28 protein-coding genes are annotated in these 25,585 nt (G+C 65.9%); 24 read left to right on the top strand and 4 right to left on the bottom strand.

The window, feature by feature from the left end:
- Positions 1–33: 33 nt before the first annotated feature.
- The gene (folC, locus tag ACM1PE_RS10090) at positions 34–1,344 is read right to left on the bottom strand and encodes a bifunctional tetrahydrofolate synthase/dihydrofolate synthase (RefSeq protein ID WP_059380360.1); all 1,311 of its coding nucleotides are present in this window, start codon (positions 1,342–1,344) and stop codon (positions 34–36) included.
- A 164-nt stretch (positions 1,345–1,508) separates the two neighbouring features.
- Here folC and ACM1PE_RS10085 point away from each other — a divergent pair, with 164 nt between their 5' ends.
- The 4 genes from ACM1PE_RS10085 (at position 1,509) to ACM1PE_RS10070 (ending at position 5,357) form a co-directional block, all read left to right on the top strand.
- Complete coding sequence (locus ACM1PE_RS10085; RefSeq protein WP_118933660.1) at positions 1,509–1,925, top strand: cupin domain-containing protein; 417 nt, start codon at positions 1,509–1,511, stop codon at positions 1,923–1,925.
- Positions 1,926–1,993: 68 nt separating this feature from the next.
- Positions 1,994–2,965: a Bug family tripartite tricarboxylate transporter substrate binding protein gene (locus ACM1PE_RS10080; protein ID WP_059380362.1), complete on the top strand. Its 972-nt coding sequence runs from the start codon at positions 1,994–1,996 to the stop codon at positions 2,963–2,965.
- Positions 2,962–4,191 carry a CoA transferase gene (locus tag ACM1PE_RS10075; protein ID WP_059380363.1) on the top strand — a complete coding sequence of 410 codons (1,230 nt, stop codon included), beginning with the start codon at positions 2,962–2,964 and terminating at the stop codon, positions 4,189–4,191. The genes ACM1PE_RS10080 and ACM1PE_RS10075 overlap by 4 nt, the downstream gene beginning before the upstream one ends.
- Positions 4,191–5,357: an acyl-CoA dehydrogenase family protein gene (locus ACM1PE_RS10070; RefSeq protein ID WP_118933658.1), complete on the top strand. Its 1,167-nt coding sequence runs from the start codon at positions 4,191–4,193 to the stop codon at positions 5,355–5,357. The genes ACM1PE_RS10075 and ACM1PE_RS10070 overlap by 1 nt, the downstream gene beginning before the upstream one ends.
- Before the next feature lie 34 nt (positions 5,358–5,391).
- Here the strand turns inward: ACM1PE_RS10070 and ACM1PE_RS10065 are convergent, their stop codons facing one another.
- Positions 5,392–6,129, bottom strand: a complete 738-nt coding sequence (locus ACM1PE_RS10065; protein WP_419343178.1) for an IclR family transcriptional regulator — start codon at positions 6,127–6,129, stop codon at positions 5,392–5,394.
- Positions 6,130–6,271: 142 nt separating this feature from the next.
- Here ACM1PE_RS10065 and ACM1PE_RS10060 point away from each other — a divergent pair, with 142 nt between their 5' ends.
- The 7 genes from ACM1PE_RS10060 (at position 6,272) to ACM1PE_RS10030 (ending at position 11,541) form a co-directional block, all read left to right on the top strand.
- Positions 6,272–6,649, top strand: coding sequence for a flagellar protein FlaG (locus ACM1PE_RS10060; RefSeq protein WP_419343176.1), 378 nt, complete (start codon positions 6,272–6,274; stop codon positions 6,647–6,649).
- Between the two features lie 144 nt (positions 6,650–6,793).
- Positions 6,794–8,167, top strand: coding sequence for a flagellar filament capping protein FliD (fliD, locus tag ACM1PE_RS10055; protein WP_306650952.1), 1,374 nt, complete (start codon positions 6,794–6,796; stop codon positions 8,165–8,167).
- Positions 8,168–8,185: 18 nt separating this feature from the next.
- The gene (gene fliS, locus ACM1PE_RS10050; RefSeq protein WP_306650950.1) at positions 8,186–8,614 is read left to right on the top strand and encodes a flagellar export chaperone FliS; all 429 of its coding nucleotides are present in this window, start codon (positions 8,186–8,188) and stop codon (positions 8,612–8,614) included.
- 46 nt (positions 8,615–8,660) lie between these two features.
- The gene (locus ACM1PE_RS10045; protein ID WP_054456700.1) at positions 8,661–9,017 is read left to right on the top strand and encodes a flagellar protein FliT; all 357 of its coding nucleotides are present in this window, start codon (positions 8,661–8,663) and stop codon (positions 9,015–9,017) included.
- Positions 9,014–10,396 (top strand): flagellar hook-length control protein FliK, encoded by a 1,383-nt coding sequence (locus tag ACM1PE_RS10040; RefSeq protein WP_419343173.1) that lies wholly within the window; start codon positions 9,014–9,016, stop codon positions 10,394–10,396. Before ACM1PE_RS10045 ends, ACM1PE_RS10040 begins: the two co-directional genes overlap by 4 nt.
- Positions 10,396–10,713 (top strand): EscU/YscU/HrcU family type III secretion system export apparatus switch protein, encoded by a 318-nt coding sequence (locus tag ACM1PE_RS10035; protein ID WP_059380371.1) that lies wholly within the window; start codon positions 10,396–10,398, stop codon positions 10,711–10,713. Before ACM1PE_RS10040 ends, ACM1PE_RS10035 begins: the two co-directional genes overlap by 1 nt.
- Positions 10,714–10,737: 24 nt before the next feature.
- Positions 10,738–11,541 carry a flagellar brake protein gene (locus tag ACM1PE_RS10030; protein WP_059380372.1) on the top strand — a complete coding sequence of 268 codons (804 nt, stop codon included), beginning with the start codon at positions 10,738–10,740 and terminating at the stop codon, positions 11,539–11,541.
- Positions 11,542–11,636: 95 nt separating this feature from the next.
- Here ACM1PE_RS10030 and fliE read toward each other — a convergent pair whose 3' ends face one another.
- A complete protein-coding gene (gene fliE, locus ACM1PE_RS10025) occupies positions 11,637–11,969 on the bottom strand; it encodes a flagellar hook-basal body complex protein FliE (protein ID WP_054456696.1) in 333 nt (110 codons plus the stop codon).
- A 330-nt stretch (positions 11,970–12,299) separates the two neighbouring features.
- On the opposite strand from fliE, the gene fliF reads away from it, so the two are divergent.
- From fliF to fliR, 13 genes are all read left to right on the top strand, one after another.
- Positions 12,300–13,961: a flagellar basal-body MS-ring/collar protein FliF gene (gene fliF, locus ACM1PE_RS10020; RefSeq protein ID WP_059380373.1), complete on the top strand. Its 1,662-nt coding sequence runs from the start codon at positions 12,300–12,302 to the stop codon at positions 13,959–13,961.
- A complete protein-coding gene (gene fliG, locus ACM1PE_RS10015; RefSeq protein WP_054456694.1) occupies positions 13,951–14,961 on the top strand; it encodes a flagellar motor switch protein FliG in 1,011 nt (336 codons plus the stop codon). Before fliF ends, fliG begins: the two co-directional genes overlap by 11 nt.
- Positions 14,954–15,697, top strand: coding sequence for a flagellar assembly protein FliH (gene fliH / locus ACM1PE_RS10010; protein WP_118933648.1), 744 nt, complete (start codon positions 14,954–14,956; stop codon positions 15,695–15,697). The genes fliG and fliH overlap by 8 nt, the downstream gene beginning before the upstream one ends.
- A complete protein-coding gene (gene fliI / locus ACM1PE_RS10005) occupies positions 15,694–17,184 on the top strand; it encodes a flagellar protein export ATPase FliI (RefSeq protein WP_059380375.1) in 1,491 nt (496 codons plus the stop codon). The genes fliH and fliI overlap by 4 nt, the downstream gene beginning before the upstream one ends.
- Positions 17,177–17,626 (top strand): flagellar export protein FliJ, encoded by a 450-nt coding sequence (fliJ, locus tag ACM1PE_RS10000; protein ID WP_054456691.1) that lies wholly within the window; start codon positions 17,177–17,179, stop codon positions 17,624–17,626. The genes fliI and fliJ overlap by 8 nt, the downstream gene beginning before the upstream one ends.
- A 24-nt stretch (positions 17,627–17,650) precedes the next feature.
- Positions 17,651–19,042, top strand: a complete 1,392-nt coding sequence (locus ACM1PE_RS09995; protein ID WP_419343168.1) for a flagellar hook-length control protein FliK — start codon at positions 17,651–17,653, stop codon at positions 19,040–19,042.
- Between the two features lie 170 nt (positions 19,043–19,212).
- Positions 19,213–19,839 (top strand): flagellar basal body-associated protein FliL, encoded by a 627-nt coding sequence (gene fliL, locus ACM1PE_RS09990; protein ID WP_059380377.1) that lies wholly within the window; start codon positions 19,213–19,215, stop codon positions 19,837–19,839.
- Between the two features lie 2 nt (positions 19,840–19,841).
- Positions 19,842–20,849, top strand: coding sequence for a flagellar motor switch protein FliM (fliM, locus tag ACM1PE_RS09985; RefSeq protein WP_306632823.1), 1,008 nt, complete (start codon positions 19,842–19,844; stop codon positions 20,847–20,849).
- The gene (fliN, locus tag ACM1PE_RS09980; protein WP_419343166.1) at positions 20,842–21,384 is read left to right on the top strand and encodes a flagellar motor switch protein FliN; all 543 of its coding nucleotides are present in this window, start codon (positions 20,842–20,844) and stop codon (positions 21,382–21,384) included. The genes fliM and fliN overlap by 8 nt, the downstream gene beginning before the upstream one ends.
- Positions 21,385–21,394: 10 nt before the next feature.
- Positions 21,395–21,718: a flagellar biosynthetic protein FliO gene (gene fliO, locus ACM1PE_RS09975; protein ID WP_419343164.1), complete on the top strand. Its 324-nt coding sequence runs from the start codon at positions 21,395–21,397 to the stop codon at positions 21,716–21,718.
- A 27-nt stretch (positions 21,719–21,745) separates the two neighbouring features.
- A complete protein-coding gene (fliP, locus tag ACM1PE_RS09970; protein WP_419343162.1) occupies positions 21,746–22,537 on the top strand; it encodes a flagellar type III secretion system pore protein FliP in 792 nt (263 codons plus the stop codon).
- A gap of 19 nt (positions 22,538–22,556) precedes the next feature.
- Positions 22,557–22,826 (top strand): flagellar biosynthesis protein FliQ, encoded by a 270-nt coding sequence (gene fliQ, locus ACM1PE_RS09965; RefSeq protein ID WP_008163193.1) that lies wholly within the window; start codon positions 22,557–22,559, stop codon positions 22,824–22,826.
- 34 nt (positions 22,827–22,860) lie between these two features.
- Entirely contained in the window at positions 22,861–23,649 is a 789-nt protein-coding gene (gene fliR / locus ACM1PE_RS09960) for a flagellar biosynthetic protein FliR (protein ID WP_419343160.1), read from the top strand.
- Positions 23,650–23,702: 53 nt separating this feature from the next.
- On the opposite strand, the gene ACM1PE_RS09955 is transcribed toward fliR, so the two are convergent.
- Positions 23,703–25,298 carry a methyl-accepting chemotaxis protein gene (locus ACM1PE_RS09955; RefSeq protein WP_419343158.1) on the bottom strand — a complete coding sequence of 532 codons (1,596 nt, stop codon included), beginning with the start codon at positions 25,296–25,298 and terminating at the stop codon, positions 23,703–23,705.
- Between the last annotated feature and the right edge of the window lie 287 nt (positions 25,299–25,585).

Here is a 25,585-nt window from a genome sequence, read left to right as displayed (position 1 = left end):
CGGGCCGCCTGGACGCGACTGACCCGCTGCTGCCTATGCCTTGCGACCCAGAGCCTGCAAAACCGAGGCTACGGTGAGAAACGAGCCGAACACTACGATTCTATCATTCTCCCCTGCCCGTTCGCGCGCTGCCGCAAAGGCCTGGGCGGGATCCGGGTAAGCGGAGACGCCTGGTTTTTCGCCATCCGCCGGCGCAGGCGGCAGCGCGGCGGCGACCTGCTCCGCCAGCGCGTCTCCAGAGGTGCCGCGCGGACCCGGCAGGCCGGCGCAGTACCAGTTGTCGATGCGCGTGCCGAGCTTGGCGATGACGCCGGCCAGATCCTTGTCGTTGAGCATGCCGAACACCGCGTGGGTGTAGGGATGGAAGCCCATGTTGTCCAGGTTCTGCGCCAGCACCGCCGCGGCATGCGGATTGTGCGCCACGTCCAGGATCACCGCGGGCTGGCCCGGCAGGATCTGGAAACGGCCAGGCAGGGAAGCCTGCAGCAAGCCCAGGCGCACGGCCTGCTGCGGCACCGGCAGGCGGTCGCGCACCGATTCCAGCGCGGCCAGCGCGGCCGAGGCGTTCAGCAATTGGTTGGCGCCGCGCAGCGCCGGATAGGCCAGTGAATTGCGCCGCTGCTCGCGGCCGCCGTAGGCCCATTGCTGGCGGTCGCCGGAATAGTTGAAGTCGCGCCCGAACAGCCACAGGTCCGCGCCGATTTCCTGGACGTGGTCCAGCAACGATTGCGGCGGCATCGGATCGCTGCAGATGGCCGGCCGGCCGCTGCGGTAGATGTGCGCTTTCTCGAAGCCGATCTTCTCGCGCGTATCGCCCAGCCAGTCGGTGTGGTCCAGGTCCACGCTGGTGACGATGGAGCAATCGGCATCGACGATATTGACCGCATCCAACCGTCCGCCCAAGCCGACCTCCAGCACCACGGCGTCCAGCTTCGACTGCGAGAACAGCCGCAGGATCGCCAGCGTGGTGAACTCGAAATAGGTCAGCGACACGTCGCCGCGCGCGGCTTCGACCGCCTGGAACTGGGCGATCAGGGCCTCGTCCGTGGCGATCTGGCCGTTGATGCGGGCGCGTTCGTTGAAATTGATCAGGTGCGGGGATGTATACAGCCCGACCTTGTAGCCGGCCGCAAGCAGGATTGCCTCCAGCATGGCACAGGTGGAACCCTTGCCGTTGGTGCCGCCGACCACGAACTTCACGCCGGAAAGCTCCAGCCCCAGGCGCCCCGCCACTTCGCGCACCCGGTCCAGGCCCATGTCGATGGCGGTGGCGTGGATCGATTCCAGGTACTGCAGCCAATCGGACAGGGTGGCGGAAACGTCGGGCGTGCGGGCAGAAGACATGACAAAGCCGGTAGTGAGGTCAGCCTTCGATTTTAGCAGTCCGCGCCCGGTGTTTTCCCTAATCCCCCAGGGAGCGGCAAGGTATCCGCAGCGAAAAACTGCTTGCCACTATTTTTCTCATACATAAAAATAATTTCACGTATGAAAACTTAAACGGATCAACCATGACGCAAGGCAAGACCCCCGCCTGGCTGGTGCGCGAGGCCGATGTGCCCGGCTACCACCCCGCCAATCACACCGGCACCCTGAACCGGCGCCTGATCGGCCCGGACACCGTCGGCTCCCGGGGCGTGGAAGTGCTGCTGGGCGTGATCGACAAGGGCAAGGGCGCCCTGCCGCACGCCCACCCCGGCATCGAGCAGGTCTGCTACCTGCTGTCCGGCACGGCGCGCGCCCAGGTGCAGGACGAATGGGCCGACATGGGACCCGGCGACTGCTGCTACTTCCCTCCGGACATTCCGCACGTCTTCACCGTCACCAGCGACGAGCCCGCCCGCCTGCTGGTGATCTACACGCCCCCTTATGAAGAATCCCCAGACCGCGTGATACGCGGCTTTCCGGCGCCATCCCCAGCCGCTTGACGCGGCGCAGCCCCGGGCAGCGGACGCAGAAACCGCGCCTGGACCCGAAGCACACAGGAGACAAACCCATGAGACCACTAAGCCTGCTGGGCGCCGCCCTCATCGGCGGCGCGGCGCTGTTCGCCGGCCCCGCCGCCCACGCCACCGACTACCCAGCCAAACCCATTACCCTGATCGTCCCCTTTCCCGCCGGGTCCGGCACCGACGCCGTGGGCCGCATCTTCGGCGCCGAATTGGGCAACATCCTCGGCCAGCAGGTCGTGGTGGAGAACAAGCCCGGGGCCAACGCCACCATCGCCGCCAACTACGTGGCGCGCGCCAAGCCCGACGGCTACACGCTTTTCGTCACCACCAATACCTCGCATTCGGCCGCGCCCTGGCTGATGAAGAACGTGCCCTACGATCCGGTCAAGGACTTCACCCCCATCGCGCGCGGCGGCAACCTGCCCTTCATCCTGGTGGTGAACCCGAAACGCCCCTGGAAAACCGTGGGCGAACTGGTCGCCGACGCGCGCCAGCGTCCCGGCCGCATCACCTACGCCAGCGGCAACAGCACGGGCATCGTCGCCGGCGCCACGCTGGCGAACCGCGCCAAGATCGACATCCTGCACGTGCCTTATAAAGGCACGCCGCAAGGGTTGACCGACGTGGTCGGCGGGCAGGTCGATTTCATGTTCACCGACCTGGCTTCCGGCCTGCCCTTCGTGCAATCGGGCCAGTTGCGCGCCCTGGCGGTATCAACCGCCGAACGCAGCGCCATCGTCCCGGACCTGCCGTCCATGGCCGAATCCGGCGTGCAGGATTTCGACCTGAACTCCTGGAACGGCTACTTCGGCCCGGCGGGCATGCCCCCGGAGATCGTGGCCAAGCTGAATGCCGCGATCAACCAGGTGGTCGCCAAGCCTGACGTGAAAAAGCGCTTGGCCGGCCTGGGATTCGACGCCTTCTCCAGCACGCCCGAGGCCTTTTCCCAGTTCGTCGGTGCGCAGCTGGACCTGTGGGGCAAGCTGATCCGCGACGCGGGAATCGAACAGCAATGAACGAGCGGCCGCAATCCGAAACCCCCGGCGGCCCGCTGGCGGGCGTGCGCATCCTGGACCTGAGCACCGTCGTGATGGGTCCCTATGCCACCCAGGTCCTCGCCGACCTGGGCGCCGACGTCATCAAGGTCGAGCCGCCGGCGGGCGACAACATGCGGGCCGTCGGCCCCATGCGCAACCCCGGCATGGGCCATATCTATCTGCACCTGAACCGCAACAAGCGATCGGTCGTGCTGGACCTGAAGACGCCGGAGGGACTGGAGGCCTGCCTGAAGCTGGCCGAAAGCTGCGACGCCCTGCTCTACAACATCCGCCCGCAAGCGATGGCCCGGCTGGGCCTGTCCTACGAGACGGTCGCGGCGCGCAATCCGCGCATCGTCTACCTGGGCGCCTACGGCTATGGCGAGGCCGGCCCGTACGCCGGGCGTCCCGCCTACGACGACCTGATCCAGGGCCAGACCGGCATCGCCGCCCTCTCTGCCCAGCACAGTGGAGACGTGCCGCGCTACGCGCCGCTGACCCTGGCCGACCGCGCGGTCGGGTTGCACGTCGGCATCGCGCTGGTGTCAGCGGTGCTGCATGCGCGCGGCACGGGGCAAGGCCAGCAGGTGGAAATCCCCATGTTCGAGGGCATGGCCCACCTCGTGCTGGGAGACCATCTCGGCGGCGCCACCTTCGATCCCCCGCTCGGCCCCACTGGTTACGCACGCCTGCTGGCGCCGCATCGCCGCCCCTACGCCACGGCCGATGGCTACATCAGCCTGCTGATCTATAACGACAAGCACTGGCGCAACTTCTTCGACCTGATCGACCGGCCCGAATTGTCGCGGGACCCGCGCTTCAGCACTCACGGCGCACGCGCCGCCCATATCGGCGAGGTCTACGCCTTCGTCGCCGACGTCATCGCCACCCGGGGCAGCCAGGACTGGCTGGAAGGCCTGGCGCAGGCGGACATTCCCGCCTCGCCGCTCTATTCCGTGGACGACCTGCTGCAGGACGAGCATCTGGCCGCGACCGGCTTCATCCGGACCATGGACCACCCCAGCGAGGGCCCGATACGCACGACCGCGCCGCTGGGCAGATACGAATGCACCCCCACCTCGATACGCCGCCCCGCTCCCAGGCTGGGCCAGCACAGCCGCGAGGTGCTGGCCGAAGCCGGCTATGACCCCGCCCGGATCGACGCCATGGCGGCCCGCGGCATCACCTTGAATGGAAACGACTGATGGACTTTGAATTCACCCCCGACCAGTTGGCGCTGCGGGACGCCGTGTCCCGCATCTGCGAACGCTATCCGGACGAATATTGGCTGGAACGCGACCGCGAAGGCGGCTTTCCGGAACCCCTGCATGCCGATCTGGCGCGCGACGGCTGGCTGGGCATCGCCATGCCGCAGGAATATGGCGGCGCAGGCTTGGGCATGACCGAAGCGGCGTTGATGATGCAGACCATCGCGGCCTCCGGCGCAGGCTTCACCGGCGCCTCGGCGGTCCATATGAATATCTTCGGCCTGAACCCGGTGGTGGTCTTCGGCAGCGACGAGCAGCGCCAGCGCTGGCTCGGGCCCCTGATCGCCGGCCGCGAAAAGGCCTGCTTCGCCGTCACCGAGCCCGACGCCGGGCTCGACACCACCAAGCTCAGCACCCGCGCCGTGCGCCAGGGCGACGAGTACGTGGTGCATGGCCGCAAGATCTGGATCTCGACCGCCCAGGTCGCCCACAAGATGCTGCTGCTGGCCCGCACCACCCCGCTGTCAGACGTCGACAAGCCCACCCAGGGCTTGTCGCTGTTCTATACGGATCTGGACCGCAGCAAGATAGAAGTGCGTGAAATCGAGAAGATGGGCCGCAAGGCGGTGGACTCGAACATGCTGTTCATCGACGGCCTGCGCATCCCCGTGGCCGACCGCATCGGCGAGGAAGGCCGCGGCTTCGAATACATCCTGCACGGCTTGAACCCCGAACGCATCCTGATCGCGGCCGAGGCCGTGGGCATCGGTCGCGCCGCATTGGACCGGGCGGTGAAATACGCCGGCGAGCGTACCGTGTTCGGACGTCCCATCGGGCAGAACCAGGGCGTCCAGCACCCCCTGGCGCAAGCCTGGATGCAGCTCGAAGCCGCCGACCTGATGGTATTCAAGGCCGCCAGCCTGTATGACGCCGGCAAGCCCTGCGGCCCCTACGCCAACTCGGCCAAGTACCTGGCGGCCGAGGCCGGCTACAACGCCTGCCAGACCGCGGTCATGACCCTGGGCGGCATGGGTTACGCCAAGGAATACCACGTGGAGCGCCTGCTGCGCGAAAGCTTCATTCCCCGCATCGCGCCGGTCAGTCCGCAGCTGATCATGTGCTTCATCGCGGAGAAAGTGCTGGGACTGCCCAAGTCCTACTGAGCGACGGCGTTCGATAGGCGCCCAGGCCTGCCCGTCAGGCCTGCTGCTCCAGCGCGGTGCAGGCTGAGCGCAGGATGCGCGCGTAGGCCTCCCGCTGCGGCTCGATCCGGTAGATCGGCCCGCCCACCGAAATCGCGTAGTGTTCGCCGGACAGCGTAACGGGCCAGGCGATGGCACCCACGTCCGCAATGGACTCGCCGCTGTTCATGAACCAGCCGCGCTGGCGCGACAGCTCCAGGTCCGCCAGCAGCGCCTCGCGTGTGACCAGGGTGCGCTCGTTGTGGCGGGTCATGGTCATGTCCGCGAGCATGGCGTCGCGGGCCGGTGTGTCCAACAGGGACAGCAGCGCCTTTCCGAGAGAATTCGCGTGAACGTCCTTGAACTCACCCGCAACCGGCGCGTATCTGATCGTATGCGGGGAATCCAGCACATCCAGGTAGACCACCCGGCCGTCCTGGCTCAACTTGGCGAAAACAATCGTTTCGCGGGTGGCGTCCCTTAATTCGGTAAGGCTGGGATAGACCCGGTCCAGCACCGGATCGGCGCGGGCGATGCGCTGCGCCATGGCCAATAGCCTGCCGGTCGGGTAGTAGCCCTGGCGCCGGCCGGTTTCATACAGGTAACCCAGGCCGGTCAGGGTGCGGATCAGGGCCAGGCAGCTGGACACCGGCACATCCAGCAGCCGGGCCAGTTCCGATAGCGGCAGCGCGCGCTTTTCGCGGGCATAGGTTTCGATGATTTCGATAACTCGCAGCGCCGTCTTGACACTCATTACCTGGTCCGAACTGTTTAGCACGTGAAACATCTGGCTCGCCGGCGGCTAAAGTTCCCTGCGGGCCTGCCGTAATGGTAGCTGAGAATTCCCTGAAAACAGCGCGTTCCTCCGAGACGCCCACATCGCCGTTGGAGTGATCATGGCCGTAACCCCCCTAGCCCCCGCATCGTTTGCACCAGCGCCGGTCGCGGCCGCGCCGGTTGCGCCGGACCCATCCATGAGTGTGGCGCCCGCAGCTGCCGCAACGAACAGCGGAGCTTCAGACAGCGCGACATCGGATCAATCCGATTCGCAAAAGCTTCCCCTGGACAAGGCTCTGGACGAAATCAACGACCAGATGAAGGCTTGGTCCACTCAGCTCCAGTTCGAGATCGACCCCAACGTGCACCAAGTAGTGGTATCGGTGATAGACGCGGAATCGGGCGACGTCATACGCACGATCCCCAGCGAAACCCTGCTGAAAATCGCCAAAATGATCGTGAACATGCAAGGAAACGGCATCAAGACCACAGCCTGATTCGACCCTGATTTCATGCGCCGTCCGCCGCCATCGAGCGTACCCGCCATGGAAGCGTCGAATTAGGCCCGCCTAATGCCCTTACCCGGCCAATCGCCGCCACCGTATTTTTGACAGAATCGCATCGCTAGGAAGGAATTTCACATGGCCTCTATCACCAACCTCGGCTCGACCACCGGCTTGCCCCTCGAAAAGATCCTGACCGATCTCCAGGCGGCCGAGGACAAGAAGCTCAGCCTGTACACGAATCGCCAAGCCAGTTACGAGGCCCGTGTAAGCGCCTTTGGCCAGATTCAAAGCGCGGTTGAAGCCCTGCAGAAAGCAGCAGCGGCATTGGGTAAGTCGTCCACGCTGGACGCCGTAAAACCCAATGTGATCGGCGACGGCCTGACGGCGACCATCGGCGAAAATGGTGCCACGATGGGTGAGTACACCATCAAGGTAAAGACTTTGGCGGCAGCTCAAACCCTGCAATCTGGCAAGGTCGCCGACCGCACCGCCTCCAACGGCGCCACTGGCTCATTCGAAATTCAGCTGACCAATGGCGATAAGCACACCGTCAATCTGACGGACGACACCTCCCTGAACGGTATCGCCAAAGCTATCAACAGTGATGACAAAGCCGGCGTTCGGGCGACCATCATCACCAACGAGAGCGGCAGCTATCTGATGCTCAGCGCCAAAGACACGGGCGTGCAAGCATCGGTAAGCTCCATCACGGTGACGGGCGACCAGAAACTGCAGGACATCCTGAGCTACAACTCAGGCACCGGCGCTCAGCTGACACAGCAAACCCAGGCAGCTGATGCGGAAGTCGAAATCAACGGCATCGTGGTCAAGAGCGGCAGCAATAATATTTCCGACGCAATCGACGGCGTCACGCTAAACCTCACGGCCACGACGCCGGCAGACAAGACGGTGACCCTGAAGCTGCAAAGCGACACCAGTGTCGCCAGCAAGGCAGTCCAGGATTTCGTCAGCGCGTACAACTCGCTGCAAAGCACGATCTCCAAACTGACTGCGTTTGACGTTACCGCACAAACGAATCAGGCGCTGACGGGCGACAGCACGACACGCAGCATACAGTCGTCAATGTCGAGCGCCCTACAGGTCATAACAGGTGAAGGCTCGCTGCGTTCGATTGCCGACCTTGGCATCTCCATGGATCCCAAAACCGGCGTCCTGAAGCTCGATCAAACCGCACTCGATAAGGCTTTGACGACCAACCCGGCCGACGTCAAGCGCATCATGACTTCGTCCGATGGACTCGCCGCGAAGTTTGACGCCGCCGCCAAGGGCATCCTCGGCAGCAATGGCTCCATCAAGATCAGCCAGGATGGCCTGAACGAATCGATCAAGGACGTGAAGGAGCAACTGGTCCGCGCAAAGGCGTCGAGCGTAGCATCCATGGCAGCCATGCGTGCCCAGTTCGTCGCGCTCGACAAGTTCGTTTCGCAGCAGACTGTTACCGCCAACTACCTGACCCAGCAATTCGCGGCCATGAGCAAGTCCAAGTAATTTATAGAAGATGTATTGATGACTTACGCCGCCCGACGCCCAACCGGATCCCATTCCGTACGCTCCTACACCGATATCGGTCTGGAGACCCAAATCCTGGGAGCCAGCCCTGAGCGACTGATTTCGCTGCTGTACATGGGAGCCCGGGCAGCGATCGGGCAGGCACGCCTGCACTTGCAGGAGGGCAGAACCACGGACCGAGGAGCTGCCATCTCGAAAGCCATCAGAATCGTCGACGAAGGCCTGAAAACCGGACTGAATATGGAGGCGGGCGGCGAAATCGCCGCAAATCTCGCTCTTCTATACGACTACATCGTCCGCACGCTGTTGATGGCTAACCTTAAAGCAGACGCGGAAGCGCTCGAAACGGCAGACCGCCTCTTGGCCGATCTGGCCGAGGCCTGGCAAACATCCATTGATCGCCCTGCCGGGGGCGTGCAGCCTTGACGGCATCGCATAAGCCCCAGCCAGCCATCGAACGCCCGAGATTTCCATGACGTCCACGACCCAGTACACCTCCCCCATCCTGGAACACTACCAGGAGATCGCTCTCATCACGGGAGAAATGCTAGTGGCGGCGCAAGCCGGCGACTGGGACGGCGCCATGGTCCATGGACAGCAATATTGCGAACTGGTGGAACGACTGCGCCAGACCGAACATTCGGCGCCACTGGACGAAGCCGGCCGCGCCATGAAATACGACCTGCTCGTGCGCATCCTGGAAAACGACGCGCTCACCCGGGATCTGGCGCTGCCGCAGCTGGCCCGTCTGGGCGACCTTCTGGGACGCATGAAGCGCCAGCAGACCCTGCTGTCCGCCTACGGTTACCAGCAGGCGCCTGAAGAATGAGCGTAGGTCCCGCCGCACTCGGCAACGTCCTGGTGCAGCGGCTGGACGCCGTGCTGGGCACGACGATGTCCGCCGCCAGCGCCAACCAGGTATCCGGCGCCCGCCCCGACGCGGTCAGCCAGCCCGGCAGCCTGGAAAAGCCCGGCGCCTCGGATGGATCAACACGCGACTCGCGGCAGGGCATACAGCCCGGCGGCGCCCGCGGCGACCGTCCGAATACTGTCGTCGACCCCAAAATCGCCGCAGCGCTGGCGCTGGCCGCCCGCGGCCTGGTGACCAGCAGCGACACCACCGCCTCGGCCCCGACCACGCTGGGCACGACGGCGCGTACGATTCTTGCCTTGCTCGCCCAATTCCCAGAGGCCGCACCTGCGGTCCAGGGCCGTGCCCCCTTATGGACCGCGCATGCGCAGCCGGGCCAATCCGGCGGTGGCGCTAGCGCCGGCCCCATGCCGGCAGCGCAAGCAGGCCAACAAACGGCACAGGCCACTGCGCAAGCATCCCAGCCATTGCCTGGCCAAACGCCGGCGCCGGCCCTTCCCCAGCAAGCCGGCGCGCTCGCGGCTTCGGCCGCGGCGGCGCTTGACGGCGACACTCCGGCAACCGGTGCAACACAGGACCGGCCGGCCGGACCGGGCGTCAATCCCAGCGCCGCCAAAGGACCCGACGCTGCCGCGCATGTCGCCCTGGCGGCTGGCGGACCTTCGGCGCGCGCGCTGGGACAGGCTCTGCGTCAGGCGCTCCAAGGCAGCGGCCTGTTTTACGAGTCCCATCTGACGGACATGGTCTTCGGCCGCGCCAACCCCGAGCAATTGCGCAACGAGCCGCAGGCGGTGCTCGGCAAGAATCCGCCCGCGCAGGAGGCCGCGCCTTCGCGGCCGCGGGCGGGCGCAGCCCCCAGCGGCCGCACAGGCGTCGACGCCACACCCGGCGGCGCAGGCTCCGCCAGCTCGCCCGCCTCCGGCACGCCTGCTCCCGGCACGCCCATCACCGGCATACACCAGGACCTGACCGTACTCGTCCGCCAGCAACTGGACGTGCTGGCCAACCAGGCGCTGACCTGGCAAGGCGAAGCCTGGCCCGGCGCGCCCATGGAATGGGAAGTCGAGCGCGACCCCTACGGCGGCGACCCGGACTCGGCGGTTTCCACCTGGGCCACGCGCCTGAAGCTGGACCTGCCCCGACTGGGCCTGGTCGATGCCCGACTGAACCTGGCCGGCGATCAGATCGTCCTGCAACTCGTCGCGCCGCACAGCGCGGCCGAGATCAATGACTCCTCGGACGCGCTGCGTTCGCGCCTGCTGGCAGCCGGCCTGACCTTGAGCAATCTGTCGGTGAGCGTGGTCGAACCGCGCCTCGACATTCCCGCCGATATCTGATGAGCCGCCTCACCCTCCATCCGGAATCGGACCCGAACGCCGGCCGCAACGCGGCGGTCGCCATTTCCTACGAAGAAAAGGACGGCGCTCCGCGCGTCGTCGCCAAGGGCTACGGCCAGCTCGCGGACACCATCGTCCGCGCCGCGCAGGAAAACGGCCTCTACGTCCACGAGTCGCGCGAACTGGTCGGCCTGCTGATGCAGGTGGACCTGGACGCACATATTCCTCCCCAACTCTATGTAGCGGTGGCAGAATTGCTGGCCTGGCTTTACCGCCTGGAATCGCGCGAGTTCCCCGAACCCGCCCCACCCGCCTGACCCTATTACCTGAGGAAGACCAAAGTGTTGGATGCCAGCGACCCGGAGTTCCTGCTGACCCGGCCTGACGAGATGCGTTCGGCCCTGTTCGAACTCACCCACCCCGACAGCCACATCCTGGTACGCGACGCCGCGGACCGGGAGATGGCCGTGCTGATCCTCGGCGTGGACAAGCAGGCCGGCGAATTCTTCTGGAGGCCGCGCGATTACGCCGGCGCGGACTTCGAGCAGTCCGACTCCATGGGCTTGCTGAGCGGCACCACCTTCCACTTCCATGCCACCGCCTATGGCGGCGTGCAGATCCGCTTTCGCGTGCAGCGGCCCCAGATCATTCATTTCGACGACGGCAGCGCCGCGCTGGTATCGCCGTTCCCGGAACGCCTGGCCCGCATCCAGCGCCGCAAGATGTTCCGCGCGTCCCTGATCGCGGCCGCCAACGTATGCCGCGCCAGTTGGCAAGCCACGCCCAACGACAAGCCCTACGCGTTCACGATACGCGACATCTCGGTCGACGGCGTAGGCCTGCGCGCAGGACTCGCGGTCTCCGCCCTGCCGGAACGCGGCACCGTGCTGGAAAATGTGCAACTGGATTTTGGCGACCAGGGCAAGCTCAACGCTAGCCTGGAAGTGCGCAATGTATACCCGGTTTCCGGGCAGCCCATGGTCTCATCCGCCGATTCGGACGAACCGGCGGCAAGGCATGTTTCGCTGACTGGCGAACCGCCCGTCAGCCACCTGGGAGCCGTCTTCCTGAATCTGGATGCGCGCCAGGAAAACTGGCTGCAGCAGGTAGTCTGGCGCCTGGAAAGAGGCGCCCAGCGCAATTGATACCTGGTTTGGCGGAGCCATGCGCGGCAAGCGCCCCGCCCCTGATGCCTGCTGCGCTTGCGGCGTACGCGCAAGCGCTGTTCCCGCGACGGGACTCAGACCGCCATCGAGGAAATTTCCTTGTAGGCCGCAACCAGCTTGTTGCGCACCTGCACCGCCGTCTGGAAGCCGATGCTGGCCTTCTGCATGTCGATCATGACGTCGTTGAGGGAAATATCGGGCGCTCCCAGCTCGAACGCCTTGGCCTGGGCCGTGGCGGCATTCTGGGCGGAAGTGACGCGACGGATGGAGCGTTGCAGCTCCGCGGCAAAGCCGTCCGGCTGACCGACCATTTCACCCGCGCTGAGATTACCGGTCTCCGCCTTGCTCACTACCGCGCGCATCTGCTGAAGCATGCTTTCGATGCCGGACAAGCCTGATACAGCCATTACCTGATTCCTTGCTGGTTGGGATTACACCAATTGTGCGCACAGCGTAACGCCAACTCCGCCGGTTCATAGCCGACAAGAACCGCCAAAAAACCCGACATTTCCACGAATGCGGCCGCTTGCCGTCAGGGCGGCCGCGGCTTTGTCCGCCTTGTCGGGGACATAGGAGATAAGTAACGCCAAAAACCGGCCGTTTTCAACGATTGGGATGGACGTCTCAGGGGCAATAATCCACGCTCTCCCCAGACCAGAAGCACGTTGCATGTGTAATCTGCCCTACCCAGACATGAAGTCCCAATTCCAGCTCCGCGTGGCCAGCGGGGGCCGCCAATGAACCAGCAGGCCACCCTGAGTTCGTCGCTGCTGACGAAGTTCCCCGTGCTGGAGAAGGTGCGCGCGCTGCCCAAGCCTGTCCTGCTGGGCGCGGCGGCGGCTCTCGTCGCGGTCATCGTCGCCGTGGCGATGTGGAGCAGCGAGCCCAAGTACAAGGTGCTCTTCTCGAACCTGGACGACCGCGATGGCGGCGCCATCGTGGCGGCGCTCGGCACGATGAACGTGCCCTACCGCTACAACGAAACCGGCACCGCCGTGCTGGTTCCGGCCGACCGCGTGTACGACGCCCGTCTGCAACTGGCGTCCCAGGGGCTGCCGCGCGGCGGCTCCGTCGGTTTCGAACTGATGGACAACGCCCGCTTCGGCGCCAGCCAGTTCACGGAACAGATCAACTACCAGCGCGGCCTGGAAGGCGAGCTGGCGCGTTCGATCGAAGCCATGCACACCGTGCAGCACGCCCGCGTGCACCTGGCCATGCCGCGCCAGTCGCTGTTCGTGCGCGAACGCCAGGCGCCCACCGCCTCGGTGCTGCTGAACATGCATCCGGGGCGCAGCCTGAGCGACGCCCAGGTCTCCGCGATTTCCTGGCTGGTGGCCTCGAGCGTTCCCGAACTCACCGCCGAAAACGTATCCATCGTGGACCAGAACGGCCGCCTGCTGTCGGCGCCGATGGGCGAAGGCCGCGGCATGGACGCCGACCAGATGCGTTTCGTGCGCGAAATGGAACAGCGCACGGTCGAACGCATCCTCACCATCCTCAATCCGCTGGTCGGCCCGGGCAATGTGCACGCCCAGGCCAGCGCCGACGTCGACTTCGCCCGCCGCGAAGAAACCTCCGAGGTCTACCGCCCTAACCAGGAGCCCGGCCAGGCCGCCGTGCGCAGCCAGCAAACCAGCGACTCGACCCAGCGCGGCATCAATCCCGCGCAAGGCGTGCCTGGCGCGCTGTCGAACCAGGCGCCGGCCAATCCGCAGGCTCCCATCGCCAACCCGCCGCAACCCCAGCCGCCCCGCCCCGGCCAGCCGCAGCAACCGGCCAATGCCCAGCAGCAGACCGGCACGCAGGCGGTCACCGGCAACCTCAATGAACGCCGCGACGCCACCACCAACTACGAAGTGGACCGCACGATCAGCCACATCAAGCAGCCGGTGGGCAACCTCAAGCGCCTGTCGGTCGCCGTGGTCGTCAACTACATGCGCGACAAGGACGGCGAACTGCAGCCCCTGCCGCCTGAAGAACTGAACAAGCTGACCAACCTCGTGCGCGAAGCCATGGGCTACTCCGAGACCCGCGGCGATTCGCTCAACCTGGTCAACAGCCAATTCAACGACGGCCCGCCGCCGGTGCCGATGTGGCGCGATCCGGAAATGATCTCGCTGTTCAAGACGATCCTGGCCTGGCTGGTCGGTGGCGTGCTGGCGCTGTGGCTGTATCGCCTGCTGCGCCGCACGGTGGGCGACTACCTCTACCCGCCGGTCGATCCGGAACAGGCTGAAGCCGAACGCGTCGAAGCCGCACGCGAGGCCCAGGACGCGGCCCGCGCCAAGGAAGTGGACCGCTACCAAGACAACCTGGAACGCGCCCGCACGATGGCCACCAAGGATCCGCGCGCCGTCGCCATGGTTCTGCGCACCTGGATGAACAAAGATGAAAAATGATTCCACCCCGCTGGACGGCATGACGCGCAGCGCCGTGCTGATGATGTCGCTGGGCGAAGATGCAGCAGCCGAGGTCTTCAAGTACCTCGGCGCTCGTGAAGTCCAGCAGGTCGGCGCCGCCATGGCCAGCCTCAAACAGGTCACGCGCAGCGACGTTGCGGTGGTGCTGGAAGAGTTCCGCCAGGAGGCCGACCAGTTCATGGCTGTAACGCTGGGTTCGGACGACTACATCCGCACCGTGCTGACCAAGGCCCTGGGCAGCGACCGCGCGGCCGGCCTGATCGAAGACATCCTCGAAGCCGGCGAAGGCGGCAGCGGCATCGATGCGCTGAACTGGCTCGATCCGAACACCGTCGCAGAACTGATCGGCGACGAACACCCGCAGATCATCGCGACCATCCTGGTGCATCTGGAGCGCGACCGCGCCGCCGGCGTGCTGGCGCTCCTGACGGACCGTCTGCGCAACGACGTGATGCTGCGCATCGCCACTTTCGGCGGCGTGCAGCCAGCAGCGCTGTCCGAGCTCACGGAAGTCCTGAATTCGGTCCTGGCCGGCCAGGGCGCAAAGCGCAGCAAGATGGGCGGCGTGCGCACCGCGGCCGAGATCCTCAACATGATGAACTCGACCCAGGAAGAAACCGTGGTCGCCAGCCTGCGCGAGCGCGACAACGACCTGGCGCAGAAGATCATCGACGAGATGTTCGTCTTCGACAACCTGCTCGACGTCGAGGATCGCGCCATCCAGCTCATCCTCAAGGAAATCGACAACGACACGCTCATGGTTGCGCTCAAGGGCGCCCCGGAAGAGCTGCGCGCCAAGTTCCTGCGCAACATGTCCAGCCGCGCCGCCGAAATGCTGCGCGAAGACCTGGACGCGCAAGGTCCGATCCGCATGTCCAAGGTCGAGACCGAGCAGAAGAAGATCTTGCAGATCGCGCGCCGCCTGGCCGAGAGCGGCCAGATCGTCCTGGGCAACCAGGGAGACGACACCTATGTCTGAGGTCGACAGCGGCGCCACGGCGCTCATCTCGCGCAGCGCCGCCTGGCGGCGTTGGCAGATGCTGTCGTTCGACGAGCCCGCGGTCGTCGAAGCCGAGCCGGAACCCGAACCCGACCCCGGGCCGGATCCCGAAGTGGTGATGGCCCAGCTGCGCGCCCAGGCGCTTGCCGAAGGCCGCGAGGAAGGCCACGCGCTGGGCCACGCCGCCGGCCTCGAAGTCGGCCAACAGGCTGGCTATGAGGCCGGGCTCGCCGCCGGCCGCGAACAAGGCTACGCAGAAGGCCTCGTCCAGGCCCGCGAACAGGGCGCCGCGGAAGCGCAGCGCCTGCATGCGCTGGTAGAGGCTTGCGCCGCGTCCCTAGGCTCGCTCGAAGAAAAAATGGGCCAAGGCCTGCTGACCCTGGCTCTCGACATCGCCCAGCAGGTCGTGCGCACCACGCTCGCCGACCAGCCGGAAACCGTTGTCAACGCGGTGCGCGAAGTGCTGCACATCAATCCCACCGCCGGCGGCCAGATGCGCCTGTGGGCCAACCCCGACGACATCGAACTGATCCGCCTGCATCTGGCGGACGAGCTCAAGGAAGGCCACTGGCGCGTTCTGGCCGATGAGTCCATCTCGCGCGGCGGCTGCCGCGCCGAAACGCCCTTCGGCGACATCGACGCCACCTTGCAGACGCGCTGGCGCCGGGTCGCGGCCTCGCTGGGCCGCAACGTCTCCTGGGAGGAGCCGGTGTGAGCGCCAATCCGGCTCCCGCCCTGCCCGGCCAGCCGGCCGCGCCCGCTACCGCGGTGCCGGTCATCGACCGCTGGCAGACTCAGCTACAGATCGGCTCGATCCGCGCGGCCTCGACCGACCCGTGGCTCGTGAGCGGTAAGATCACGCGCGCCACCGGCCTGGTGCTGCACGCCACCGGCCTGCGTCTGCCCGTCGGGGCGGCCGCCCGCATCGAAATCGCCCGCGGCCACGACCACTGGGCCGATGCAGAAGTCGTAGGTTTCGACGGCCACACCCTCTATCTGATGCCGCAGGCGGATATTTCCGGCTTGCCGCCCGGCGCGCGCGTCGTGCCTGGCGAGCCTCCCGTGCAACGCCAGATCCCGCTGCCGCGCAAGGCCGAACTGAACGGCAACGCCAAGCCGCAGCTGGGCCGCCACCTGCCGGTCGGCAACGCCCTGCTGGGCCGGGTACTGGACGGCGCCGGCCGGCCGCTGGACGGACTGGGTCCGCTCAACGGCGCCGAACTCGCCCCCCTGTCCGCCCAGCCGATCAACCCGCTGTCGCGCGCACCCATCGATACGGTGCTCGACACCGGCGTGCGCGCCATCAACGGCCTGCTCACCGTGGGCCGGGGGCAGCGCATGGGCCTGTTCGCCGGTTCCGGCGTCGGCAAGAGCGTGTTGCTCGGCATGATGGCCCGCTACACCAAGGCCGACGTGATCGTCGTCGGGCTGATCGGCGAACGCGGCCGCGAAGTCAAGGAATTCATCGAGCACAACCTCGGCCCCGAAGGCCTGGCGCGCTCGGTCGTGGTGGCTGCGCCGGCCGACGTGTCGGCGCTGTTGCGCCTGCAAGGCGCCGCCTACGCCACGCGCCTGGCCGAACACTTCCGCGATCAGGGCCTGGACGTGCTCCTGATCATGGATTCGCTGACCCGCTACGCCATGGCGCAGCGCGAAATCGCGCTGGCCATCGGCGAGCCGCCTGCCACCAAGGGCTATCCGCCCTCGGTCTTCGCCAAGCTGCCGACGCTGGTCGAACGCGCGGGCATGGGCGCGCCCGGACCGTCCGGCAAAGCCGGCTCGATCACTGCGTTCTACACCGTGCTGGCCGAAGGCGACGACCAACAGGATCCGATCGCGGATTCGGCCCGCGCCATCCTGGACGGCCACGTCGTGCTGTCACGCCACCTGGCCGAAGCCGGCCACTACCCGGCCATCGACATCGAAGCGTCTATCTCGCGCGCCATGACCTCGCTGATCACGCCCGAGCAGTTCGCCGTGGTGCGACGCTTCAAGCAAAGCCTGTCGCGCTACCAGCGCAACCGCGATCTGATCGCGGTGGGCGCCTACGCCGCCGGCAATGACCCGCAGCTGGACGACGCCATCGCCCGCTATCCGCGCCTGGAAGCCTTCCTGCAGCAAGACATAGGCGAAAACGTCGGTTATGAAGCCGCCGTCAACCAACTGCAGGCCAGTTTCGAATTGAGGAACGCTTATGCCTAGCCAATTGCCTTTGGACATGCTGATCAACCTGGCCAAAGAGAGCACGGACGAAGCCGCCCGCCTGCTCGGCAGGCTCAGCGCCGAACGCACCAACGCCGAACGCCAGCTATCCATGCTGCACGACTACCGCCAGGACTACCTGGAACGGCTGCAACAGGCGATGACCAGCGGAATGTCGGCCAGCGACTGCCATAACTATCAGCGCTTCATCAGCACGCTGGACGACGCCATCAGCCAGCAACAAGGCGTGTTGCGCCAGGCGGACGACAACCTCGCCAAGGGCCGGCTTTACTGGCAACAGGAAAAACGCAAGCTCAACTCCTACGACGCCCTGGCGCAGCGCGAACTGCGCGCCCAGGCCGTCGTGGAATCCCGCCGCGAACAGCGCGCCAACGATGAATACTCCGCCCGCCTGGTCCAACGCCAGACCGGCATGCATTAAGCAATACCTCACAGGAAGCCCCAGATGAACGCTCCCCTGCCCCTGCCCTCTATCGCGCCCGCCGCGCCCTCGTCGATCGCCGACGCGCTCGGCGCCAAGAGCGCGCCTGTAAACAAGAAGGGCCCCAGCTTCTCCGACGTGCTGGCCCAGCAGCGTCCCGCGCAACAACGCCCCAGCCAGGCCGCCGATTCGCGGCCCGCGAACAACGGCGCCAAGATGTCCGCTGATGGCAAGACTTCCAGCGACCCGGCCGCCCGAGCCGAAGGCGCCGCCGCCGGCGCCATCGACGAGGCGGTGCAAACCGCCGCGCAGGCCGAGGCAGGCGCGCTGGCCGTCGCGGCCGCGCAACCCGCGGTCATTCTCCCGCAGCAAGCCCTGGAAATCGCGGCCCAGGCCGCAGAACAAGTGCAGCTCGCACGCGGCAACGCCGCCGCTGCCGCCGCAGCGATGAGCAGCGGCGCCGCCGTTCTGACCGCCGCGCTGAATGCCGCCGACGCCGCGCCCGCAACGCAGGCGCAGGCCGCTGCCATCGCCGCCTCTGGCGCTGTTGGCCTGACCGCTCCGCAAGCAGAGGCTGCCGCCGCGCTTGCCGCCCGCGAGGCCGAAATCGCCGTGCCGGTCGTCACCGCGGCAGCCAAGCCCGGCACTGACGCGGTGGCAGTCGCGCAAGCGCCGGTCCGCACCCCGGCCGCTGCCGCGCCCGTCAAGGCCGAAACGCCGCGACTCGCCGCGGAAGTCGCGCTGCCCCGTCCCGCGCGCGATGCGCGCCCGGCTGCGGGCCACGCCGCCATGCCTGAACAGACCGACGAAACGCCGGCCCTGGCCAGCGCCCAACAGCAATTCCAGGCGCCGCAACATGGCGCCTCGGCCCAGGACCACCTGGCCCAGGCGCTTGCCGCAGCCGCGCAGCGTCCTGCCGCCGCTCCGGTTGCAAATCCGGCAGCTGTCGCCGCACCCGTCGTACCGGTGGTGCTTCAAGTCGCCACTCCCGTGGGCGGCACCCATTGGGGCACAGAGCTCGGCCAACAGGTCGTCATGATGAGCCACAGCGCACGCCAGGGCATGCAAACTGCCGAACTGCGCCTCGATCCGCCCGATCTGGGTCCGCTGCGCGTCAGCCTGAACCTGACGGACGGCGTAGCCAGCGCTTCGTTCGTGTCGGCCCACGCCTCGGTCCGCCAGGCGATCGAAACCGCGATCCCGCAACTGCAGCAGGCGCTGGCCCAGGCCGGCATCTCGCTCGGCCAGACCAGCGTGGGTGAACAAGCCGCCCAACAGGAGTTCGCGCAGCAAGGCGGCAACGGCTCGCAGCGCCATGCCGGCGGCAGCCAGACTGGCGCCGAGGCCGCGGCTGAAGCCCCCGTTGCGGTGGCAAGCCCGCGCAACGCCAACGCGCTGGTGGACACCTTCGCCTGACAAAGCAACGCATCGCCTCTGGCCACGGCTGCGGGCGGTGCAGCAATAGCTTGAGATACGCGGCTTTCGCCCTGTTTTTCGCCTCCAAGCGGAAGCGGCATTTGGGGCAGAATGCTTTCATCCACTAAGAACCCGTTTTCATCAGCGGCAAAACACGCATCGACACCGAGATGGCGACTTCCAAACCTTCACCCATGCCTGCGCGCGGCGCGCCTTCTTCCCGCTCCGGCGGCATGGGCCGTATTCTTCGCCCCTTGCTGGCAATCCTGGTCCTGCTCATCGTTGCCGCGGCCAGCGCCGGCGCGACCTGGTTCATCACCCAACGGATGCAGCCGCAGAACAGCGCAACCGTGCAGCTCGGCGTCGGTCAGGTGCCCGCCGGACAGCCTGGCCAACCCGGCCAGCCGGGTCAGCCGGAACAAGGCCCGCAAGCCACCCCGACCACCTTTGTCGCGCCGCCGGCCAACCCGGTCGCCGTGCCCGCTCCGATCTTCGTGCCGATCGAACCCTTTACCGTCACGCTGCAAAATCCGGATACGGAACGCATCATGCATGTGGGCCTGACGCTGCGCGTCAGCGACGAGCAGACCCGTACGCGCCTCGAAAAGTACATGCCTGAAGTGCGCAGCCGCATCCTGATGGTGCTGTCGTCGCAATCGCCCACCGGCGTGCAGACTCAGCAAGGCAAGACCGACATGGCCAACGCGATCAAGCAGGCCGTGAATCGCCCCTTCTCGCCCCTGCCGGACGGCCAGTATGTCACCGACGTACTGTACACGGCGTTCGTGGTGCAATAAGCATGGCCTACGAGGCATTTCTTTCGCAGGACGAGGTTGATGCGCTGTTGGCGGGCGTCACCGGCGAAAGCGACAGCAAAACTACCGCCGCGGACCCGAACGCCGGCGCCCGCGCTTACGACCTGAGTTCGCCCGAGCGCGTCGTGCGCCGCCGCATGCAGACGCTGGAGCTCATCAACGAGCGTTTCGCCCGGCAGATGCGCCACGTGCTGCTGAACTTCATGCGCCGCAGCGCCGACATTACCGTGGGTTCGATCAAGATCCAGAAGTACGCGGATTTCGAACGCAACCTGCCCGTGCCGAGCAATCTGAACATGATTCAGATGAAGCCCCTGCGCGGCACGGCCCTCTTCACCTATGACCCGAACCTGGTGTTCCTGGTCATCGACAGCCTGTTCGGCGGCGATGGCCGCTACCACACACGCGTCGAAGGCCGGGACTTCACCACGACCGAACAGCGCATCATCCGGCGCCTGCTCAACCTGACCCTGGAAAGCTACGGCAAGTCCTGGGATCCCGTCTACCCGATCGAATTCGAGTACGTGCGCTCAGAGATGCACACCAAGTTCGCCAGCATCACCGGCAACAATGAAGTGGTGGTCGTCACCTCGTTCCACATCGAATTCGGCGCGACCGGCGGCGACCTGAACATCTGCCTGCCCTATTCCATGATCGAACCGGTGCGCGACCTGCTGACGCGCCCGCTGCAGGAAACCACACTCGAAGAAGTGGACCAGCGCTGGGCGCAGCAGCTCTCGCGCCAGGTGCGCAGCGCCGATATCGACGTGGTTGCGGAATTTGCCCGCATTCCCTCGTCGATCCGCGAACTGATGAGCCTGAAAGTCGGCGACGTCCTTCCCGTGACCGTACCCGAAACCATAGTCGCCAGCGTCGACGGCGTGCCGTTGATGGAATGCGGCTACGGCGTCTTCAATGGCCAGTACGCCTTGCGCGTACAGAACATGTTTACCCACGATACAGAATCCAACGAGGCCTCTGACCATGACTGACAAGAACGAGCCCGGTACCGGCTCGTCCCCGGCCGACGACTGGGCCGACGCGCTCGCCGAACAATCCCGCGCCAATCCGCCCACCCAGGCCGACGGCCTGAAGCCCCAGGACGACTGGGCCGCAGCCATGGCCGAGCAGACCAGTGCGGCGGCGCCCGCTGCCGCGCCGGCTCCCGCAGCGGCGGCGCCTGCCGCTCCTGCCGCAGCCGCCCAACCTGCCGCGCAATCCGTATTCAAACCCCTGGCCGGCGCCACCGGTGGCACGGGCGCGGATATCGACCTGATCATGGACGTACCCGTCCAGCTGACGGTCGAGCTGGGCCGCACCCGCCTGACCATCAAGAACCTGCTCCAGCTGGGCCAGGGTTCTGTGGTCGAGCTGGACGGCCTGGCAGGCGAGCCGATGGACATCTTCGTCAACGGCTACCTGATCGCCCAGGGCGAAGTCGTGGTCGTGGAAGACAAGTACGGTATCCGCCTGACCGACATCATCACGCCGTCCGAGCGGATCAACCGCTTGAACAACCGCCGCTGATCCTGGCGTCATGGACGATTCCACCCTCCTGCGCGTCTTTGCCGGCCTGATCCTGGTCGTGGCCGCCATCCTGGCCTCGGCCTGGCTGGCGCGCCGCGCCGGGCTGACACAGCGCGGCGGCGGCAGCCTGTTGCGGCAGGTCGCAAGCCTGCCCGTCGGTCCGCGCCAGAGCATCGTGGTGGTGGAAGTCGAGAACACCTGGCTGGTGGTGGGCGTCGGCCCGAACCAGCTCAATACCCTGCATACCCTGCCCGCCGGCCAACTGCCGGAGGCTTCGACCTTGCCCGCGGCCGCCTTCGCGGCCAAGCTGGGCCAGGCGCTCAAGCGCCGCTAGCGCTGCCGCGCCCTCCAAGCGACACCCATGAGTTTGCTCACCAGCACGACAACCGTCCGCGCCCGGCCCGGCGCGCTACACCTGCTCGGCGCCGCCGCCCTGCTAGGCCTGGCCCTGTTTCCCGCGGGTGTCGTCGCGCAGGCCACCTTGCCCGCGCTGACCGCAACGCCGGGTCCGAACGGTTCCGAAACCTATTCGCTCAGCATGCAGACCCTGCTGCTGATGACCTCGCTGTCGTTCCTGCCCGCCGCGCTGCTCATGATGACGGGCTTCACCCGCATCATCATCGTGCTGGGCCTGCTGCGCAGCGCCATGGGAACGGCCATGTCGCCGCCCAACCACGTGCTGATCGGCCTGGCGCTGTTCCTGACCTTCTATACGATGTCGCCGGTATTCGACAAGATATACACCGACGCCTACAAGCCGCTGTCCGAAGGCTCGATCCAGTTCGAGGCAGCCGTCGAGCGCGCCGCCGCGCCGCTGCGCACCTTCATGCTGCACCAGACGCGCGAGAACGATCTGTCGCTGTTCGCCAACCTGGCCAAGCAGCCCGCCCTGGAAGACCCTACTCAGGTGCCTCTGCGCATCCTGGTGCCGGCGTTCATCACCAGCGAACTCAAGACCGCCTTCCAGATCGGCTTCACCATCTTCATACCCTTCCTCATCATCGACCTGGTCGTCGCCAGCGTGCTGATGGCACTGGGCATGATGATGGTTCCTCCGGTGACGGTGGCCCTGCCCTTCAAGCTGATGCTTTTCGTGCTGGCCGACGGCTGGAACCTGCTCATGGGCTCCCTGGCCCAGAGCTTCTATCAATAACGCCTGGAGGAGAATCGCCATGACCGCCGAAACCGTCATGACCATGACCTACCAGGCTATGAAGATCGTGCTTGCGATGGCTGGGCCCTTGCTGCTCGTGACACTGGTGGTGGGCCTGGTCATCAGCATCTTCCAGGCCGCCACGCAGATCAACGAAATGACGTTGTCGTTCATTCCGAAGCTGTTGGCCATGTGCGGCGTGCTGGTGCTGCTCGGTCCCTGGCTTATCGGCGTCATGGTCGACTACATACGGCAGCTGATCGGCCAGATCCCCATGCTGGTGTCCTGAGCGGCGCCCGCCGCCGGACACCGGACCTTTCCCCATGATCGCCTTCACGCTCGAGCAGCTCAACGGCTGGATCGGCCAGTTTCTCTGGCCGTTCGTGCGCATTCTGGCGCTCGTGGGCACCGCCCCGCTGTTCTCGGAATCGCTGATTCCCATCAAGGTCAAGGTCGGGCTGTCCTTCGTCCTGGCCGTTGCGATCAGTCCGGCGCTTGACCCCGTGCCGCCCATAGCGCCCGGTTCGTTCGCCGGATTGTGGATGGTGATGCAGCAGGTGCTGATCGGCATCGCGCTGGGATTCACCATGCGCCTGGTGTTCGCCGCCGTGCAGACCGCCGGTGAATTCGTCGGCCTGCAGATGGGCCTGTCGTTCGCGTCGTTCTTCGACCCGAGCTCCGGCGCCAATACCGCGGTGCTGTCGCGCCTGTTCAACATCATTGCGATGCTGACATTCCTGGCATTGGACGGCCATCTACTGGTCCTGGCGGCACTGGTACGCTCCTTCGACACCTTGCCCGTTGCCATGATCCAGTTGCATCAGAACGGCTTTGGCGTGGTGGTGGAATGGGGCAAGACCATATTCGTATCGGGTCTGCTGCTGGCCCTGCCCCTGATCTGCGCGCTGCTGACCATCAACCTGGCCATGGGCATCCTGAACCGCGCGGCGCAGCAGCTATCCGTGTTCTCGATCGGATTTCCCGTGACGCTCATCATCGGCGTCACCATTCTGGCGGTCGTCCTGCCGCACGCCGGGCCCTTCCTGGAATCGCTGCTCGAATCCGGCCTCACCGCGATGAGCCGCGTCGCCGACGCCCTGGCGGGCAAGTAGGACTGGACTCATAGGGACCGCCGGGGCGGTGTGTGACACCGCCCCGCGCCCGATCACTGCTGCCCGGTAAGACGGAACACCCGGATCGTCTCGCGCAGCGCGCCGGATTGGTTGCCCAGTTGGACCACCGCGCCCCCCAGGTCCTGGACCAGCGCGGAGTTCTGCACCGTCATCACATCCATCTGCGACACCGCCGTATCCACCTGCTCGATGCCGCTGGACTGTTCCTGCGAGGCCTGCGAAATCTCGCCAATGATGTCGGTGACACGATGCACGGCGGCCACGATGTCCTGCATCGTCGCGCCCGCCTGCTCGGCCTGCAGGGAGCCTTCGGTCACGCGTTCCACCGAGTCTTCGATCAGGCCCTTGATCTCCTTGGCTGCCTGGGCGCTCTTCTGCGCCAGGCTGCGCACCTCGCCCGCCACCACCGCGAAGCCCTTGCCCGACTCTCCGGCGCGAGCCGCTTCCACGGCAGCGTTCAACGCCAGGATGTTGGTCTGGAATGCAATGCCTTCAATGATGCTGACGATGTCGGCAATTTTGCGGGAACTGTCCGAAATGCCGTGCATGGTGCTCACCACCTGCCCGACCGCCACACCGCCCTTGCGCGCCACTTCCATGCTGCTGGCGGCCAGCTGATTGGCCTGTCGCGCATTGTCCGCGTTCTGCCGCACCGTGGAGGTCAGCTGTTCCATGCTGGCCGCGGTCTGCTGCAAGGACGCCGCCTGGCCTTCGGTACGGCCCGCGAGTTCCTGGTTGCCGCGCGCGATATGCGCCGCGGCATGGGTCGTACCCTCGATGCCGCGATACACATCCTGCGCGATCCCGATCAGGCTCTTGCGCATCACATCGAGCGAAAATTTCAAGCTTCCGACTTCATCATCGGAATCCGCCACGATCTGCGTGGTCAGATTGCCTGCGGCGACCTGACGCGCCATATTGGCGGCATCCACCATCGGATCCAGCAGCGAGCGCGACAGGCGCCAACCCATGCCAAAGATGGCGAAAACGCCCAGCGCGATGGCCGCGCAGCCGACGCTCGCGCCCAAGGTGCCCAGTTCCGCCCAGTTGGCCCGCAGGCCGTAAATACCGGCGCCGGCCATGATTGCCGATGACAGCAGCGCGTGGCGCAGCATGCGGCTGCGGACATTACGCCGGAACGGAAATGCCAGCACGTCCACGCCGCGGCGCCAGCCTGCCCGCACGGGACGCCCGCGCAGGATGCGCACGCCCTTGGCCGTGCCCTCGCGAATGCGGGCATACAAATCCTCAGCCATTTCGATCTGTTCTTCGGAGGGGCGCACCCGCACCGAGGAATACGCCACGACCTCGCCGTTTTCGACGATGGGCGTCGCGTTGGCCAGCACCCAGTAGTAACCGCCGTCCTTGCGCCGGTTCTTCACCAGCCCCAGCCAGGACTCTCCGGCCTGCAGCGTTTCCCACAGATCTTCGTAGGCTTCGGCCGGCATGTCGGGATGACGCACGATATTGTGCGGCTTGCCGATGAGTTCTTCTCGGGAAAAACCGCTGACTTCGACAAAGGCCGGGTTCGCATAGACGATCCGGCCCTTGGTATCAGTACGCGAGATCAGGTATTGATCCTCGCGCAGCTTGGTTTCTACATTGTGGACAGGTAGGTTGACGCGCACAGCTTGTCTCCGGATACATCATGTCGAGCAGCGAATGAATATCGGCGAGCAAACCGGATCTGACGCCCCGCATAGACGTGTTCCCCCGCCAGGTTCGTCAGGCTCCGGGACGGCATGGCCCCCGCGTTTTCGAACACTGTTCACCGCCCTTTTCAGGCGTTATTGTTGTTAACGACCAAATTTTCGAAAACTTAACGTGCGCATGAATTTTGCGCACACCAAGGCGTAAAGCACATGGACCGCGGCCGCGCATCAGCGCGGCCGCGGTCCTGTTGCAGACGTTAGAA

Source organism: Achromobacter sp. PD1 (assembly GCF_048541815.1).
GTDB classification, from domain to species: domain Bacteria; phylum Pseudomonadota; class Gammaproteobacteria; order Burkholderiales; family Burkholderiaceae_B; genus Achromobacter; species Achromobacter bronchisepticus_A.
The sequence above is the reverse complement of the archived record's forward strand: the minus strand, read 5'-3'. Positions and strand labels throughout refer to the sequence as shown.